Source organism: Paenibacillus terricola, from assembly GCF_014779765.1.
Classification (GTDB): domain Bacteria; phylum Bacillota; class Bacilli; order Paenibacillales; family Paenibacillaceae; genus Paenibacillus_T; species Paenibacillus_T terricola.
On record NZ_JACXZA010000002.1, the window covers coordinates 985100 to 1002834 of the forward strand.

The 17735-nt window shown below is 50.0% G+C and carries 15 protein-coding genes; 4 read left to right on the forward strand and 11 right to left on the reverse strand.

Translation table 11 applies throughout. The annotated features are described in order from the left end of the window. Positions 1 to 532 precede the first annotated feature (532 nt). The 8 genes from H8B09_RS11810 to H8B09_RS11845 all read right to left on the reverse strand — a co-directional run bounded on the left by H8B09_RS11810 (position 533) and on the right by H8B09_RS11845 (position 9220). On the reverse strand, positions 533 to 1900 hold the full coding sequence (locus H8B09_RS11810) for a stalk domain-containing protein (RefSeq protein WP_191203676.1): 1368 nt from the start codon (positions 1898 to 1900) through the stop codon (positions 533 to 535). 257 nt (positions 1901 to 2157) lie between these two features. After that, positions 2158 to 3012 (reverse strand): NAD-dependent epimerase/dehydratase family protein, encoded by an 855-nt coding sequence (locus H8B09_RS11815; protein WP_191203677.1) that lies wholly within the window; start codon positions 3010 to 3012, stop codon positions 2158 to 2160. A 41-nt stretch (positions 3013 to 3053) separates the two neighbouring features. After that, the gene (locus H8B09_RS11820) at positions 3054 to 3992 is read right to left on the reverse strand and encodes an aldo/keto reductase family protein (protein ID WP_191203678.1); all 939 of its coding nucleotides are present in this window, start codon (positions 3990 to 3992) and stop codon (positions 3054 to 3056) included. A gap of 227 nt (positions 3993 to 4219) precedes the next feature. Next, a complete protein-coding gene (locus H8B09_RS11825) occupies positions 4220 to 5161 on the reverse strand; it encodes a methylenetetrahydrofolate reductase (RefSeq protein WP_191203679.1) in 942 nt (313 codons plus the stop codon). A gap of 187 nt (positions 5162 to 5348) precedes the next feature. Then, on the reverse strand, positions 5349 to 6065 hold the full coding sequence (locus H8B09_RS11830; RefSeq protein WP_191203680.1) for a YebC/PmpR family DNA-binding transcriptional regulator: 717 nt from the start codon (positions 6063 to 6065) through the stop codon (positions 5349 to 5351). A gap of 232 nt (positions 6066 to 6297) precedes the next feature. After that, positions 6298 to 7722 (reverse strand): protoporphyrinogen oxidase, encoded by a 1425-nt coding sequence (gene hemG / locus H8B09_RS11835; RefSeq protein ID WP_191203819.1) that lies wholly within the window; start codon positions 7720 to 7722, stop codon positions 6298 to 6300. A 131-nt stretch (positions 7723 to 7853) separates the two neighbouring features. Then, entirely contained in the window at positions 7854 to 8630 is a 777-nt protein-coding gene (locus H8B09_RS11840; protein ID WP_191203681.1) for an anti-sigma factor, read from the reverse strand. After that, positions 8627 to 9220 carry a sigma-70 family RNA polymerase sigma factor gene (locus H8B09_RS11845; protein ID WP_191203682.1) on the reverse strand — a complete coding sequence of 198 codons (594 nt, stop codon included), beginning with the start codon at positions 9218 to 9220 and terminating at the stop codon, positions 8627 to 8629. The genes H8B09_RS11840 and H8B09_RS11845 overlap by 4 nt, the downstream gene beginning before the upstream one ends. A 185-nt stretch (positions 9221 to 9405) precedes the next feature. Here H8B09_RS11845 and H8B09_RS11850 point away from each other — a divergent pair, with 185 nt between their 5' ends. The 3 genes from H8B09_RS11850 to H8B09_RS11860 all read left to right on the forward strand — a co-directional run bounded on the left by H8B09_RS11850 (position 9406) and on the right by H8B09_RS11860 (position 12639). Next, positions 9406 to 10575, forward strand: coding sequence for a COG1470 family protein (locus tag H8B09_RS11850; protein ID WP_224753477.1), 1170 nt, complete (start codon positions 9406 to 9408; stop codon positions 10573 to 10575). 2 nt (positions 10576 to 10577) lie between these two features. Further along, complete coding sequence (locus H8B09_RS11855) at positions 10578 to 11612, forward strand: ABC transporter ATP-binding protein (RefSeq protein ID WP_318152592.1); 1035 nt, start codon at positions 10578 to 10580, stop codon at positions 11610 to 11612. 97 nt (positions 11613 to 11709) lie between these two features. Continuing rightward, positions 11710 to 12639, forward strand: coding sequence for an ABC transporter permease (locus H8B09_RS11860; protein WP_224753544.1), 930 nt, complete (start codon positions 11710 to 11712; stop codon positions 12637 to 12639). Between the two features lie 80 nt (positions 12640 to 12719). Here H8B09_RS11860 and H8B09_RS11865 read toward each other — a convergent pair whose 3' ends face one another. The 3 genes from H8B09_RS11865 to H8B09_RS31015 are packed head-to-tail and all read right to left on the reverse strand — an operon-like array spanning position 12720 to position 16968. After that, positions 12720 to 13574: a DMT family transporter gene (locus H8B09_RS11865; protein WP_191203684.1), complete on the reverse strand. Its 855-nt coding sequence runs from the start codon at positions 13572 to 13574 to the stop codon at positions 12720 to 12722. Between the two features lie 32 nt (positions 13575 to 13606). Continuing rightward, positions 13607 to 14566, reverse strand: coding sequence for a serine hydrolase domain-containing protein (locus tag H8B09_RS11870; RefSeq protein WP_224753478.1), 960 nt, complete (start codon positions 14564 to 14566; stop codon positions 13607 to 13609). Next, entirely contained in the window at positions 14563 to 16968 is a 2406-nt protein-coding gene (locus H8B09_RS31015; RefSeq protein ID WP_191203685.1) for an ATP-binding cassette domain-containing protein, read from the reverse strand. Before H8B09_RS31015 ends, H8B09_RS11870 begins: the two co-directional genes overlap by 4 nt. A gap of 172 nt (positions 16969 to 17140) precedes the next feature. Here H8B09_RS31015 and H8B09_RS11880 point away from each other — a divergent pair, with 172 nt between their 5' ends. After that, a complete protein-coding gene (locus H8B09_RS11880) occupies positions 17141 to 17725 on the forward strand; it encodes a GNAT family N-acetyltransferase (protein ID WP_191203686.1) in 585 nt (194 codons plus the stop codon). Positions 17726 to 17735 lie beyond the last annotated feature (10 nt).

Sequence of the window (17735 nt, forward strand, 5' to 3'; positions counted from 1 at the left end):
GACCGGAAGTACGCATAAAATCCCAATCTGTTATTTCGACATGGCATTAATTCTGTCCTACATTACTCCACAAATTATCTTATAAGTTTAAAACCTTCTTAATTTTTTTGAGCCATTAAGGTGAAAAGTAAGTCCCTGTAGGTGTTCCATGATAATTCAGTTCATTAATTATTCGAATATCGATATAATTAGATTTTGTTACTCCGGTAGGTCTTCCCACTTATTTCCATCACCTGCACTCAAACCCGATACTTTCCAATTGGTACCATCATAACTCACGTAAAATCCTAAATCATCAGCTGTAAATCCCAGCACTGTATGGTTTTCTTGATTTATTCAGGGCCCTTATAATTGAATTCTGTGTTGTGTTCGCTGAATAATATATTTTTGTCCCTTATTGGAGAATGATAGATGTTCTTGTCTTTTACATCGACAATTATATCTATCATGAAAACAAAAAAACGCCGCAGTTATGCGGCATCGATATAAGTTATTTGTCATCCTGCCATTGTTCACGCTCGTGAATATCACGTCATGTCATGATGCTCAACCGATGAGCAGCGGCATCCCATTTCGCCTTGATCTCAAGAGATGCGAGCAGCTCATATGGAATTGTGATGCTGCCTGCTGAACTGCCGATGCTGCTCTTCAGCTTCAGCGGCTTACCGTTCAGATCGATCGTTACATTACCCGCATTCCGGTGAATGATTACAGTAGAATTGCCTCGCGCAAGCGTCACAGTTCCATCACTCTCAACGCTGAAACGAATACCCAGCTCCGCTGCGAGCAGCTTAATCGGGATTTGTACCGTCGAGTCGGATTCATACGCTGGCACAATCGTATCCACCAGTGTCCCGTTCAATTCGATATCGACACCTGAATGCAGCTGCGCTGGCTTATACACCATTCCGTCTTGCGCAGAAGTCGGACTGCCAGTCTCGAACCATTTGTTCGCGCCCCATCCCCACACATGACCTTGGCTATCCAACGCAAGCTGGTGATAGCCGCCGCGACTAATAGCAGCGACTGCGGGAAGTCCGTTCACCTTCACAAGCTTTCCATTGACGATATTGTACACCACACCCGCATCCGTTAGCAGCAGATTCGAACTGAAGCTGCGAGCTTTTACGCTTGTGAATACTCGCGCTGGTTTAGCTGCATACGTGATCGCAAGCTTGGAGGACTCGGTCAGCTTCCACGACCACATGGCACCCTTCGCATCTACCGCGTACCCTGTGTCCCATATCGAAGATACTTGCTTCACATGCGACAAGCCCTGCAGCTTCAATGGTTTACTGACCATCAAGTTACGTTTCTCATCAAGCTTCGCGTACCATGCGTAGACGCTACCGTCCTTCACGATCGCATAGTTGACCATACCTTGCGTGGAAATGGCGGTTACGTTCGTTAGTCCGGCTATCGACGTGCTCTTCACAGCGGCAAGATCGTCTCCGCCAAGCCGCGCCCATGAAACAACTGTCCCATTCTTCAATAAAGCGCTGGCTATTCCGCCATATGAAGAGACGGATGCCGCACCTGTAATACCCTGCACCTGCCTAGGAAGAATGGAACTCTGGTATACGAATGGGTCTCGCCCCCACTCCCATACGGTTCCGTCAGACTTGACGCCAAGCTGGTAGCCATCTTGGCCATCCAACGAAATATTAGTGACGTTAGTCAACTCTGGCAACCGAAGCGGGTACGGAAAGCTCGTAATCGTCGCCTTCTTCTCGATGCCCATCTCGCCCCACAGATTACGTCCCCACGTCCACACCGTTCCATCACTGCGCAAGCCAACGGAATAGTATGTACCCGCCTTCACTTGCTTGTAGCTTTGATTCAATAAGGATGAAGATGTGTTATCCGCCGCTGATGCTGCGTTGGTTGGTTGAACGATCATACACAGCATCGCGCATACAAGCACTAAGACAAGCATGGATTTGCGCTGTGACCGGTCGACTTGAACTGGATGAAAAATATGCTCTCACTCCTCTTCTTCTATTGTCCATGTAGACGAGTGATAGATTTATAAGGTTGCATCTTCTTCCGTTCCATACGGCGACAAAAAACGAAGAGACTGCTCGCTCACCGATTGTGAACGAAGCAGTCTCCTATATCGCTAACCTTATTTCATACGTTGGCGCTATCGCGCTCTCTCTATTGGTTCAACTGTTCCCGCCATCTATACTTCGGCTGCCAGCCAAGCAGTTGTTTCGCCTTCTCATTGTTCAGCAGCGTCTCGAATCCCTCGAGCGGCGTCCGGAAATCATTGACGTCCGGATATCTTGCCGCCATCAGATCACGGCTCTTCACATCCATGCTCGTCTCATCCGACGCCAAATTGATAGCTACGGAACCAAGCCCATCCGTCTCAATCGCCAATCGGCAAGCTTCTGCCGCATCACGCGTGTCGATATAACTCCACAGGATACGGTCGCGCTCCTCAGGTTTATTGATAAACGAAGGGAATCGCTCATACCATTCCGGCGGAATAACGTTACCGAGTCGAAGTGAAACAACTTGCATGCCCGTACGCCGATTGAACATATCAGCAGTCGCTTCATTCACAACCTTGGACAAGCCATAGCTGTCTTCCGGCAGCTGTGGATGTGCTTCATCCATTGGCACATACGTCGGACCAAGCGGATTCACGGCAAAGCAGATGCCATAGGAGGATTCGCTGGATGCGATAACCGCCTTACGAATGCCAAGACCTGCCGCTGCTTCGAGCACATTGTATGTTGACATGACGTTATTGCGGAACGTAACTTCCGGCGGCACCATGCCCGCTCTTGGAATCGCAGCCATGTGAACGACAGCATCCGCGCCTGCTAGCGCACCATACGTTTGTCCCAAATCCTCAAGATTGACGATCAAGGTAGGACATAGCTCCTCTTCTGGCAGACGGGTATCAACATTCAACACTTCATATCCTTGCTCGACAAAATGACGGACGACCCAGCGTCCGAGCATCCCGCTTCCACCTGTTACGACGACTTTCTTCTTCGCCATGCTGCTCTCTCCTTTATGCGCTCATGCTGTCTTCCAATTCATTATGCGAGAATTTCCTCAATCCGGGCAAGTACGTCTTCGCTCAGAACGATACCCGATGCTTTCGCATTCTCCGTTACTTGCTCTGGGCGGCTTGCGCCGATCAATGCGCTTGCCACGTTCTTCTGACGCAAAATCCATGCAAGAGCCAGATTGCCGACCGAAATCTCAAGCTCAGCCGCCACGCCTTCAAGCTGGCGAACCTTAGCGATACGCTCTTCCGTAATGCCTTTGCGCACCCACTCGAGTCTTGCCGCACGGCTATCTGTTGGAATATCCGATGCCGAACTGTATTTGCCCGTCAGCAAACCTTGTGCAAGCGGCGAGAATACGACCTGTCCGATGCCAGCACGTTCACCGAGCGGAATGACTTCTTTCTCAATATAACGTTCGAACATATTGTAGATTGGCTGATTTACGACAATACGATCCATTAGCTTGCGATCTGCAATGCCAACCGCTTCCGCCATCTGCGATGCTTGCCATTCGCTGACGCCGACATAAAGCACTTTGCCTTGGCGGACCAGATCGTCAAGCGCGCGCAGCGTCTCTTCAAGAGGCGTATCATTATCGTAACGGTGGCAGTAATACACATCGATATAATCGAGGCCAAGCCGCTGCAAGCTCGCATTCGCTTGCTCCGTAATATGTTTGCGGGACAAGCCGCGGTCATTCGGTCCATCGCCCATCTGGCCGAATACTTTGGTCGCCAGCACATACGATTCACGCGGATATTGGCGAAGCGCTTCGCCTACGACCTGCTCAGCCGCACCCCTTTCGTACACATTAGCTGTATCAAAAAAGTTAATGCCCAGCTCGTAAGCCGTCTTGATCGCATTGACTGCGTTCTCGCGTTCCACATAACCGCCATATGTAAGCCAGCTGCCCAGGCTGATTTCACTGACTTTCAGACCTGTACCGCCTAGTCTCCGATAGTTCATTGTTCGAATTCCTCCCATTGAACGATAATGTGTTTCTTCAAGCACTCTTATTCTAGAATAGTTCCGAGCCAATTGTAAGAACTGAAATAATGTTCATTAGGGGATGTAGAGGGTAGCAGCTATACTTCAGTATAGCTTGTTCCAGCTTTCGAAATTGGTCAGATGAGGACAACAAAAAAGCTGCCGGGCATATCCGACAGCTTTCTTTGTTAGATGAACTCTTGCGATTAACGGGAAACGTCTACAAGACGTTTGCGGTCCAGCATCACTTTAATATCTTTGACCATCTGAACAGATGCCTCGATCTCCACTTTACGCGTTGATACGCTCTCTACGCTGCAGCCGATCGGAATACCCTTCTCCAGGCCGAACTCGAACAACTCCTCGAAAATCTTGGTCGTCAGTTGAATCGACTTGTCCAGAACATCTGATGAATACTTCAATTCATTCTCCAACCAGCGCGGAATGCTGATGCCTAGCCACTTCATGAACTCCAGCGTCTTCGTCGAGCCGCATGGCGCAAGGTTGAACAGGATCGGAACCATCTCGATCTCATTCTCCTTGCAGTGATGGTAGTAGTCGGACAAGAAGTTCTTCGAAGCTTCAATGTTATAAGTTGCTTGCGAGATGAAGTAGTCGCAACCTTGCTTCACCTTGTTCACGACTCGCAGATGTTCGTCGTTCTTGACCATATGACGTTCCGGAATGATTACGCCGCCGAACGACAAATTGTCATTGTTCTGCTTGCTGATCCGATAAGCATCGGCAAGTTCGAGCTTCACATCTTGCTGACTGGACGATGCGCCAACATACACCGTGTAGCGCTGTTGGTCCGTATCCTTGCGCACCCATTGCGTCAATTCATTCTCTGAATATTTGCCGACGCAGCGGTAAATAATCTTAGGGACTTCCAACGCGTGAAGATATTGCTTGCTGTACAGCTCCGGATCAAGCATCGTCGAATAAGGGAACGGACGCTCTTGATCAATCCGATCCGACTCTTCTTGCACGTCATACAGAATCAATGCGTCTATATCAAGACCTTTCAGTCGATCGATCTGCTTCTGTGCGATCTCCGCAATCTTCTCTTCCGTATTATCTTCCTTCGGCGGTGACATGCCGTACGTCAAAATGCCGGACTGCTTGTTCAATATCATATCCTTCAGCATCTCTTCACATCCTTAGCCAATAATCGCTCGTATAGCAATCTATGATCCTATTATTTATTTAGTATATTATACACGATACGGAAAGGATGAGCCCGTTTTTTCTTTAATGCGATAAAATACAGTCCAAATTGAGAATAAGAACAGCAAACGACCGCCTATTGGCAGGCGGCCGTTCAGACAGGAATGATTATTCCCAGTTGACGTTATGATAAACTTGCTGGACATCCTCGAGGTCTTCGAGCGCGTTGATGAGCTTCTCGAACGCTGGAATCGACTCTTCCGGCAGATCCACATCGTTCTGCGCCATCATCGTAATCTCAGCTACGACGAACTCTGCAATACCTGCAGCTTTCAACGCTTCTTGAACAGCGTTGAATTGATCCGGCTCTGCGTACACCATGATCGTCTCATCTTCTTCAACGATATCGCGAACGTCTACGTCCGCTTCAAGCATAATCTCCATCACTTCATCCAGCGATTTGCCTTCAACGCCGATGACTGCCGTCTGATCGAACATATAAGCAACGGAGCCGCTTACGCCCATATTGCCGCCGCTTTTATTGAAAGCTGCACGGACAGCAGGTGCTGTACGGTTCACATTGTTCGTCAGTGCGTCAACGATAATCATCGAGCCGGAAGGACCAAATCCTTCATAACGAAGCTCTTCGTAAAGCTCGTCCGAGCTGCCTTTGGCTTTCTCAATTGCGCGGTCGATAATGGCACGAGGCACGTTATACGTCTTCGCACGCTCCAGCACGACTTTCAGTGCTCCGTTCGATTCGGGGTTAGGCTCACCCTTCTTCGCTGCTACATAAATTTCGAGACCGAACTTTGCATAAATTCGGCTTGTATTTGCGTCTGATTTTGCTTTCTTCTCTTTGATATTGTTCCACTTACGACCCATGCTGCTCCCACTTTCTTCAATGTTCTTTACTCAAATATAAGACTTTATAGGTTGTTTGACTATATATGAGCTAATATTTCTCCGGAATGAATCTTACTACGCCTGCTAAAAAGCGATAGTTGTTTCACCTTGTATTATAACGAAAAAAGCTTGATCTGGACAAGCCATACGTAATTCTCTTACCAGTCACGGCTAATTAAGCGTGGTGCTGCCACTCTTAATGTTCACTGCCTTACGGGAGCTGCTTGGATTGAGCGATCCATTCCGCAATTCGTTGTGCCGTCTGTTCTCCGTTCGCTACACAATCCGGAATGCCAACGCCATAATATGAGCAGCCGGCAAGCAGAATGCCAGGATAAAGCTCATCCATTCCTTGCTCCAGCTCGGCTACCAGTTGAGGATGGCGAATATGATAATTCGGCATCGTATTATTCCACTTCGTAACCGTCCAGTGCAGCGGCTCAGCATCGATACCTGTCGCACGCAGTACGTCTTGACGCGCAACATTCAGCAGTTCTTCCTCTGGTTGGTTGATCATCTTCGCATAGACCGAACCCGAGCTCTTATAGAAAAGCCTCATTAACAACTGACTGGATGCTGAGGTATGCGCCCATTTGCGGCTTGTCCATGTGCAGGCGTCGCATTGAAGCTCACGGTTATCGGCTGCAATGAAGCCTGTACCGTCTAGCGGCAGCTGGCCATCTGGCGCATCGAATGCAATATAGATGCTGATGAGCGAGCTGTTGCGCAGCTGATCAAAGCTGCGATCAAGGTCCGTGCTATGTAGTAGAGACTGGGCTGCCGGACTAAGCGTACTCAGTACGACGTAATCCGCATCAATCGTTTCTACGCCATCATTGAGCGTAATACGATACGCTTCTTGCTCGGAGCCCTTAGACATACGGTCGATACTCGATACCCTCGTGTTTTGGCGAAACTCAACCGCACCTGCAAGACGCTCTTCCATCCGATCTATGATCGTCGACAGGCCGTTTCGGAAGGAATAGAACTTCTTCCCCCCGCTCTGGAACTTGGCGCGGTTCGCATTCAGCCCTTGGATGATGCTTCCATATTCGTTCTTATAATCAAGCAAATAAGGCAATGTCGATGCCAGCGTCAGTTCGTAAAGGTCACCGGAATATACACCAGACAATACAGGAGCGATCTGCTTCTCCACAAGCTCCTTGCCTAGGAAAGCCTCGAGAAAATGACCGATCGAATCTTGTTTCGTGAAGCTCTCATTCGGCGTATATAGATCCTTCAATGCCTCAACCTTGCCTTCTGCCGATACGAGCGTACTTGTCGCCAGCGATTCCACCGACATCGGGATGCCGAAAATCGCATCCTGCGGGATGAGCTTGAGCTCGCCATCGGCAAATATATACGATTTGCCGGTCTCATTGTAGACGATTTCGTCCTGAAGTTCGAGCTCTTCGAGCAGCGGCGCCATATTCGTCTTACGAGCCACAACCGAGTCTGCCCCGCTTTCCATGATGTAGCCGTCACGATGAACCGTTCTTATTTTGCCACCCAACTGTTCACTTGCTTCGACAAGCATGATCCGGGCCGCAGATCCGTCCTGGTTCAATTGCTTATGCAAATAATAGGCTGTGGACAGCCCAGTAATGCCGCCGCCAACGATGACGATTGTCTTCAATGCAACCACCTCGAATGCTAATTCAGTTAAAACTATCATATCAGTTCAAGCATCCATTCGACAAATGAACCAATTGTTACAATTACTCAACGCAGAAGTTGATATAGGGTATTTGTGTAACTGAATAGCTGCTATTTCTGGATGTGGAACACAAAGGCATCCGATGAAGTTGGCTGTTTGCTGCCCCCTTCTGGCTCCACGGTTAGAACGATATGATGCGCTTTGCCTAGCGCTTCGCCTTTCAGATACAGATGGGCACGATCGGCCTCATCCTGCTGCAGCAAGCCAAGACTTGCATGGCCTTCTTCGTCCACAGCCCATGCCTGCACATCCTTCCCCTCGCTGGATAATACACCTTCAAGAAGCACTAACAGTTCTAGCGAGTTGTCGTTATAATACACATACCCTTCTCCCAGCTGTTCGTTGTAAGGATGTACCCGATAGCTTGCAGTGCTTGGATCCGACATGAACGATACGGCATTCGGCTCATAGTGCGCCACATATTGCGTCCGCTGATCTTCGGGCCGTTCATTCTCGAATCGGGTGATGCTCCACACACACAATAACAGCAAGATGCCTGCAGCTATGCCTGCCATCCATTTGCCCTTCGACTGAATGCCATTCCGCAGCCGCAAGCGTACACCTGTCGCTCGGACCTGGCGGCGAAGACGCTTATACACCTCGTTCGATGGCATGGATGCTTCTATCGGTGTCGACGATGACGTTAGATCCACTTGCATAAGCGGCGCCCATTGTTCGACGATTTCACGGCACTTGTGACAAGTGAGTAGATGCATCTGCATCGCATCTTGCTCCTCCGGCCGTTTGGAGCCAAGCAGCCAGTCGATCCAATCCTCTTCCCGATACATCCGTTTGCACATAGGTGATTCTGAATGCATGCCGCTCATCGACGTACCTCCTTCGGACCATTATCCGGCTCTCTCGCCCAGCCCCGCTTCTCCATCTGTTTGCGCAAATTGCTTATTCCATAACGGACCCATGATTTAACCGTTCCGAGCGGCACATTCCACGATTCAGACATTTGCCGCTGCGTATGTTCGCTGAAGTAGCTGCTTACGATCGCTTGCATTTGTTCGGAAGGCAGCGCCTCCAGCGCGCCATGCAAGTCCTGCTGCTGCAGCCGATGGATGACCAGCTCCTCCGTCAGCTCCGGTGATGTGATCCGTTCTTCCTCCGCCTCATCCGTATGCTGCCATCGACTTCGGACACGCATTCGATCCAAGCATCGACTTCTCGTAATAACCGCAATCCATGCCGTCATTGAGCCTCGACTTGGATCATAGCTGACACCTCGCCGCAGCACCTCGAGGAATACGTCGTGGCATATGTCCTCAGCCTCCATCCGATCTGCGAGCAGCCGAGCAGCGATCTGCATGACTAACGGCGCAAACTTCGCGTAGATGAGGTCGAACGCTTCTGTCGAACCTTCGCACATGGCGCGAAGTGCCTTGTATAAGTCATCATCTTGACCGCTCATGCTGATCCACCTTCCTTCTAATCCCGATTCATCTAGATCTATACATCGTTGTATCAGAAAACAGATCAATCGGAAACAGAAATATTTTTGTGAAAGAGTAGATCCAAATCGATGCCTCAACCGTACCGTCAATGAACGCTGCACAAGAGCAGCACTCATTCCATTAACACGCGGGAGGGATTCGCATGCTGCAAGCATGCCGTAAGTCGAGCTTTACAAGGATAGCTGCCGTATTTGCAGTCGGATTGGGGGTCATGTCATCTCCGTTAGTGGCCTTGCCAGTCCATGCAGCAGCGAATGTCGAGCTGTACACGCCGTACATGTCGCTATCCGCACCACCGGGAGACTCGATCTCTTATCAGATTGATCTGATCAACCATGGCAGTTCAACGCAGACGGTAGACTTGGGCTTTCAAGAGGTCGGCAACAACTGGAAATATGATCTCACCGCCGGCGGACGCAAGGTTAGCCGAATCGCTGTCAAAGGCGGTGAAACGCAATCCCTAAATCTAGAGCTCGATGTGCCGCTCGAAGTGAACAAAGGCGACTACAATTTCCAAGTGAACGCTGGCGGTGAGGTGCTGCCAATCTCGGTTCAAGTGTCTGAGCAAGGCACTTTCCGTTCCGATCTGACGCTCGATCAGCCGAACATGCAAGGTCACACGGACTCCACCTTCACATACAGCGCAACGCTCCGCAACCGCACAGCCGACAAACAAACCTACGCGCTGGCTGCTCAAGCCGAACCAGGCTGGGACATCACGTTCATCGATGGCAGCACGAACGTCACAAGCGTCGATGTTACTCCGAATGGAGAGAAGTCTGTCGAGATCAGCGTCAAGCCGCCAGAATCTGTCGCTGCGGGTACTTACAAGATCCCAATTGCCGCATCGAACAACAGCACGTCTGCGAATGCTACGATCGAAGCGGCGATTACCGGCACATACGGGCTGAAGCTCAGCACGCCGAATGATCTGCTCAGCACAGATGTAACAGCTGGTTCACAGCGCAAGCTCGATCTAATTGTAACGAACACAGGTTCTTCCGAGATGAAAAATGTAAGCCTGTCGGCCGATACCCCTTCCGGTTGGGAAGTTACGTTCACTCCTTCGAAGGTGGATACACTCGATGCCGGAGCAGTGACGCATGTGCAGGCAACGATCAAAGCGGATAAGAAGGCGCTCGCTGGCGATTACGTTGTAGGAATGACGGCTTCCTCTCCCGAGAAAACAGCAAACGCAGATTTCCGGGTAGCTGTCAAATCGTCAACGCTGTGGGGCTGGATTGGAATTCTCATCATCGTTGCGGTGGCAGGAGGTCTCTACTTCCTGTTCCGCAAATTCGGGAGGCGCTAAGCGTGGAGACATCTATCCAAGGGGCGGTATCGGTGACAGAACAGCTTGAGCCGATTATTGAGCTGAAGCGACTGACGAAACGTTACGATACGCAGGTCGCCGTTAACGGATTGAATCTCACGATTGGCAGAGGCGAAGTGTTCGGCTTGCTTGGTCCGAACGGCGCGGGTAAAACAACGACGATTCTGATGATGCTCGGATTGACGGAGCCTACAAGCGGAAGCGCTCGTATCTGCGGGCTGGACCCCGTCCGTCAAGCGCTGCAGATCAAGCGGCGTGTCGGCTATATGCCGGATGACGTTGGCTTCTATGACGATAGGACAGCAATCGATAATCTGATGTTGACTGCTAGATTAAATCGGATCCCCACTGCAGAATCATGGTCTCGCGCACAGGAGCTTCTCGAGCTGGTCGGCTTACAGGAAGTTGTTAATAAGAAGGTCGGTACCTTCTCTCGCGGCATGCGGCAGCGGCTTGGTATCGCAGACGTGCTAATTAAACGACCCGAGGTCGTCATTCTGGATGAACCAACGCTCGGGATCGACCCTGAAGGCGTGCGAGAGCTGCTGAATCTGATCTCCGATCTGAGCCGCAAAGAGAACATAACAGTCCTCCTCTCCTCGCATCATCTTCATCAGGTTCAGCAAATTTGCGACCGTGTCGGACTCTTCGTCCGCGGTGAACTTATCGCATGCGGCGATATTGAGTCGCTGGCTGAACAGTTGGACGATGAGGGAACGGTAACGGTGGAACTGGAAGCAGAAGGCTGGAACGAGGATCTCATTCATCGTCTGACATATCTCAGCGGCGTAATCGCCTATCACGGCCCGCAGCGCAATGAATTAGTAGGCGGCTCGACTTCTGCATCTGCTACACTGATCTGCAGCCGTGACCTTTCTTCCGAAGCAGCACTGGAAATTATACAGAGCGGAGCACGGTTGAATGCTATAAGTCGGAAGCAATATGGTCTTGATGATATTTATCACCGCTATTTCGAAGGAGGTGACCGAGGTGGGCGAAACAGCAGCAAGTCCTAATTTTCTAAGGCGCATATTCACAAGCAGCCAGCCGCCGCTGCAGAAGCATGCTCGATTGGAGAGGAATGCCACTCGAACAACATCACCATTCTGGGTAATGGTGCAGAAGGAGTTCGGCGATCATATGCGCAGCTGGCGGTTTATTATTCTGATTGCCATTATAGCTCTTGCTTGTATAGGCTCGATCTACACTGCGGTAACCGCGCTTCGAGATGGTGTCAAATCGGAACAAGCCGATAACAGCTTCCTGTTCCTGCAAATGTTCACCGTATCGGATGGCACGTTGCCTACATTCGTGACATTCGTCTCCTTCCTCGGTCCGCTTGTCGGTATCGCACTCGGATTCGATGCCGTCAATACGGAGCGGAATAAAGGGACGCTTAGCCGTCTACTGTCCCAGCCGATCTATCGTGACGATTTTATCCTTGCGAAATTTACGGCATCTCTGCTGCTTGTCGCCGTCGTCCTGTACTCGCTTGGTTTTCTCGTTATGGGATTGGGGTTATTCACGATTGGTTATCCCCCGACGCCTGAGGAAGTGATGCGGGTCGTCTTATTCCTGTTCGTAGCAACGGTTTATGTAGGCTTCTGGCTCAATCTGGCTATTTTGTTCTCTATTCGATTCCGACAGGCAGCAACTTCCGCTTTGTCAGGCATTGCGCTCTGGCTGTTCTTCACGATCTTCTACAGCATGCTGGTAGGCATCATTGACAAGGCGACAGCACCGGCAGATTCGTCTGCCCTGTCCATTCTGCTGCGACATGCTAATCGGATGCTGCTGCTCAATCGCCTGTCGCCTGCCTACCTGTTCTCAGAGGCGACCAGCACGCTGTTGACGCCAGGGGTCCGCTCCCTTGGTCCGCTAACGACGGCACAAGTAATCGGCGCGATCTCAAGTCCGCTCTCGCTCATGCAGAGCATCCTGCTCTCTTGGCCGCAGCTCGTTGGGCTGATTGCAGCAACGATGATCTGCTTCGGCATCTCGTACGTGCTGTTCATGCGGCAAGAGGTACGTTCGAAAGGATAACATTTAGATAAAAGCTCTATGAGCATCGTAGGTAAGGTGCCAACGATACTCATAGAGCTATATATTTACTGAACTGCCCCTCAACCGTTCATGGCAAGCAAGATAACCCCTGCCGTTATGAGAATCGATGTGCCAATTCTCCGCTTTCCTTGTGGTTCACGAAGCAGCATAATGCCCATCAGCGTTCCGAACACTGTGCCGATCTCCCGCATCGGAGCGAGTTGCGCTACTGGCGCAAGCGATAATGCATACAAGAACAGCATATAGCCGCCTGGCGCTATGATCCCGCCCAACAGGATCGTCTTCCAGTTGATGCGAAGTTCAGATTTCACAGCATGCGAACGAAATGCCGCCCATCCTAGCAGCAGCGCATTCCCGATATTCGTCGCTTGATTCAGCATAACGGCAGGCATATAATCCAGCGATATTTTGTCAACGATAATATAACTCGCTATGCATAGACCAACAGCTAACGCCAGCAGCGGTGCCTTGTAAGCGGCCTTCGTCGATCCCTTCATTAGCAAGCGCAAATTACTTGTCACGCCTACACCGAATAGGATGAGGACGACGCCGAACCAACCAAGTGCAGTCAGATGCTCACCAAGCAGCGCCGTTCCGAGAATCGGAACAACGAGCGGGCTGGTTCCCCTCATTATGGGATACACTTGCGAGAAATCACCAACGGTATAGGTACGTGCAAGCAGCAGAACATAGATGCCATGAAGAACCATCGACAGAAGAAGCATGAGCGCTCCCGTTCCTGTCATCCGGCTCGTATCCCACTCTATGATGGTAAGAGGAGTAAAGATTAGTACGGCAACTAATTGGGTCAGCCACAGGAATGACACTTTGTTCGAGCTGCGCTTCGTGTACAGGTTCCAGATGGCATGCAGCAAACCTGATAGCAGGACGAGCATAATCGCAATACCGTACATACGCGGACCCCTTTCGCCGCGAACACAACCAATCAGCTAATAATGGATGGTTTCAACAGCTGTTCATGAATATCGCCATACGATTTGCTTGAATCCGTTGGCGTGGCTTGAATAACGGTAATAAGATCAAGCTCAGGTACGACATTAATCTCTTGACCGCCGTACCCTCTAGCTCCGTATCCGTCGCGAAGAAGAACCCACAGAAATCCATAGTTAGGGTTCGAAGGTGCAGTTATTTCACGAATGAACTCCGGCGATATGATCGTTTGCCCATCAAAGATACCATTCCCATGCATGAGCAGGCCGAACTTAGCAAGATCACGCGCGGACAAATCCGATTGTACTTCGCCCTTCATCACATTGTAAGAAATGCCGCAGCTGCTCTCAGGCCATCTTCCGCTCTGGATCTGCAGCGGTTCGTACAAGTACTGCCTGGCAATCTCATAGGCAGGTGCACCTGTAGCACGACTGATAACCGCCGACAACAGGACGACATCGAACTCCTTGTATTGAAAGCTCATTCCCGGCACGCTAGCCATCTGAACATCAGCTAGATGCTCCACCCAATCCTTCGATCGGAGAAGCTGTGTCATCATCGGACAGTGATAATGCACGCCTCCGTTCCAGTAGATTCCCGACGTCATCGTCAATAAGTGTCTAATCGTCATAAGTTTATGATAAGGATGAATCGATCTTCCGAATGCAGGCAAATACAAGCTTACCGGATCATCGAGACTGCCAATCAGACCTCGATCTAGACAAATGCCAGTCGTCAGTGCCATGATACTCTTCCAGATCGACTTAATAGGGTTGCGGCTATCTGCATGGTACCGATTATAATAGCTCTCCCATACAATCTTCCCATTGCGCACAACCAATACGCAATTCACTAGCCGATAACGATGCTGCTTCAGGTAGTCATCCAACTGCATCAGCACTTGCCGATCCATACCTGCTGCTTCAGGCGAAACATGCTCCCACTCGAAGCTCATGCTCTCACCTTCCTTAAGTAGCTGCCGATGATCGATCGCTCATGGCTGATGAGCTCAATCGGCGTGCCCGTGGCAATGACGTTACCGCCCTCTCTGCCGCCGCCAGGACCAAGCTCAATCAGATAATCGCAATTCGACAGGACCGATGCATCATGCTCGGTAACGATAACCGTACTGCCCGCGTCAACCAGCTGCTGCATGAGTGAGATTAAATGCTCCGTATCCGCAAAGCTAAGACCTGTCGTTGGTTCATCTAGAATATATACAATATCTTTGCTGTTAGGCTTGCACAACTCCTTCGCCAGCTTGATCCGCTGCGCTTCGCCGCCCGATATCGTCGGCGTCTTCTGTCCCAGCGTCATATACCCCAATCCAACGCGTTCAAGTGTAGACAAGATAGCATGAATCGTTCGGTCATAAGCTTCGGATTGTTCATTACCGAAAAATAAAACTGCCTCAGATACACTCAGCTCTAGAATGTCTTTCACATTAAGGCCATCTAATCGAATGCTAAGCGCTTCTTCCACATAGCCTGTGCCGCTGCACAACTCACACTTGACGTCGATGAAATTGCCAAATCCGATATGAAAATGGGTAATTCCTTCCCCTTTGCAAGCTCGACATCCCCCATCGCTATTGACCGTAAACAATCCTGCTGAGTAACCGCTATCCGCCGCTTGCTCGGTTCGAGCGAGCAAGGCACGAATACGATCGGCAATGCCCGTATAGGTCGCAGGACAAGAGGTCTTGTTCCTCCCAATCGGCCGCTGATCCACAACGATACATCGCTTGATATGCTCCGTTCCACTGATCACCGTGTCATTCGTTTCGAAGATGAAATCGTTATCCTCTTCATACACCATTCGGCCGCGAAGCTGCCTCTTCAAGAGCGGCACTAACGTATCGTGAATCAGACTGGACTTGCCGCTTCCTGAAACGCCGGCAACGCCGACCATTACGCCAAGCGGAATGGAGACGGTAATATCACGAAGATTGTGCAAGCTGGCATTCGAGATGGTGAGCATTTTGTTCTCGTCAACCGGCTTATAGTGCTGCTTAACCATTAATGAGCGTTCTCCGGATAGAAAAGGCGCCGTGCGGGATGTTCCACAGGTCATGAACTGCTTCAACGTTCCTTGGAATATCCGCTCTCCTCCGTTCACACCCGCTCCTGGACCAATATCAATGATATAGTCGGCTGCTCGCATGAACTGCTCATCATGTTCAACTGCGACGACTGTGTTGCCGCGTTCAACCAGATTGCGAATGATACGTATCAGCAATGCTTTCTCTGTCTCATGTAAGCCAATTGTTGGCTCATCAAAGATGAAGATGATCGAATCCATCTCGGCGATAATATAAGATGCAAGAAAAAGTCGCTGAATCTCGCCGCCCGATAAGGTAGGAACTTGACGCGACAAGGACAAATGATGAAGCCCCACATCGGACATGCAGCTAAGCTTCACAATCATCTCGTTCAGTAACGAACGGGCTGAAGGCATCTCTTCTTTGAAGGATTGAAGTATGTACAGCAGTTCACCGATCTCCAGTTGCTCCAACTCGCTGATTGTCTTGCCCGCAATGGTCATATGGATTGCATGCTCGCTAATGCCATGACCGCTGCACTTCGGACAAGCTATACGGTCCGCTTGAACGCCCCACAGCACAACGGCTTTGTCCGCACCGTTATGCCGGCTGTACTTGCTTGTGACATGTTTGTACATATCATGAAAAATAACGACAGCTCCGCTGAACCCGCTTCTTCTGCAGCCATATTTGAATAACAGCAACACTTCGTCAGATAACGTACGGATTGTATCATTCACATCAATATCATGCAGCTCGCAAAACTTCTTGAAGCTGCTCCGATAAAGACGATGCCTCGCAATGAAACCGTCGAACAACGCCTTAATCGGCTTGTCCAGCGGAATAATCGCTTCTTCTTCCAGTTGATGATATTGGCCGGTGCCCAGACATTTCACGCACATGCCCTTCGGAGAATTCCGCAGAAAATATTCCATCGACAGCGGTTCTCCATCATCGAATGCGGGATCTCTATGCCCGTATGATGCGAACAGGACCGCGAGCAGATTCCCGATCTTTGTTCGCGTGCCGACTGTGCTCCGCGGATTGGATTGACGAATAATTCGCTGCTCGACAGCTACCGTAGGTGACATTCCCGTTATCGAGTCAAAATGAGCAGTCGCGTCCACCATAAACTGCGTACCTGAAAACATCAAATAACGCCGCTTGCCTTCTTCAAATAACGTATCAAATGCAAGCGATGACTTACCGCTACCGGAAACACCTGTAATAACCGTAAGCATGCCCCGAGGTATTCTAACGTTCATATTCTTCAAGTTATGAATTCTAGCGCCTTGTATCTCAATAAAAGTCTGCACAAGAATCCTCCCATCTCCGGTCTATCTTCCAGTTCTACCAATATATCGTACATACGTTCTCGTGTAAACCATAAATTAGCAGTAAGTGTTATAACGAATGTTGCAAATAGGCTTGTCAGTCAAATCACTACTGTGCTATTGTATTTGGAAATATTTGACGGAAGGTGAGCTTATGAGCCAACAGTCTACGAGTCCGATATTGTTGACGATTCCTGAGCAATTCGAGAGCAATCGATTAGTTATTCGCGCTCCGCAATGGGGAGATGGCGCAGCTGTGAATGAGGCGGTAGTCGAGAGTATTGAGGAGCTGCGATTATGGCTTCCTTTTGCCCAGAGCATCCCTACGTTGGAGGAGTCGGAAATTGTCATTCGGGAAGCTCGACTGCGGTACTTGGATCGTTCGGATCTAAGACTGCTCATCATCCATAGGGATACAGGCAAGCTGATTGGCAGCAGCGGACTGCATCGGATCGATTGGGCAGCGCGAAAGTTCGAGATCGGTTATTGGCTTCATTCGGCGTATACGAATCAAGGCTATATGACAGAAGCTGTGCATGCGATCACGCATTTTGCGATTCAGGAACTGGATGCCAATCGGATTGAAATCCGCTGCGATCGGAACAATGAACGAAGCGCCGCTGTTGCAAGGCGAGCAGGTTTCACGCTCGAGGGAATTCTTCGCAATGAAACGACAGATATGAATGGACAATTGCGAGATACGATGGTATTTGCCAAAGTGCGCGGCATCGAATATTAACGATCCAAGC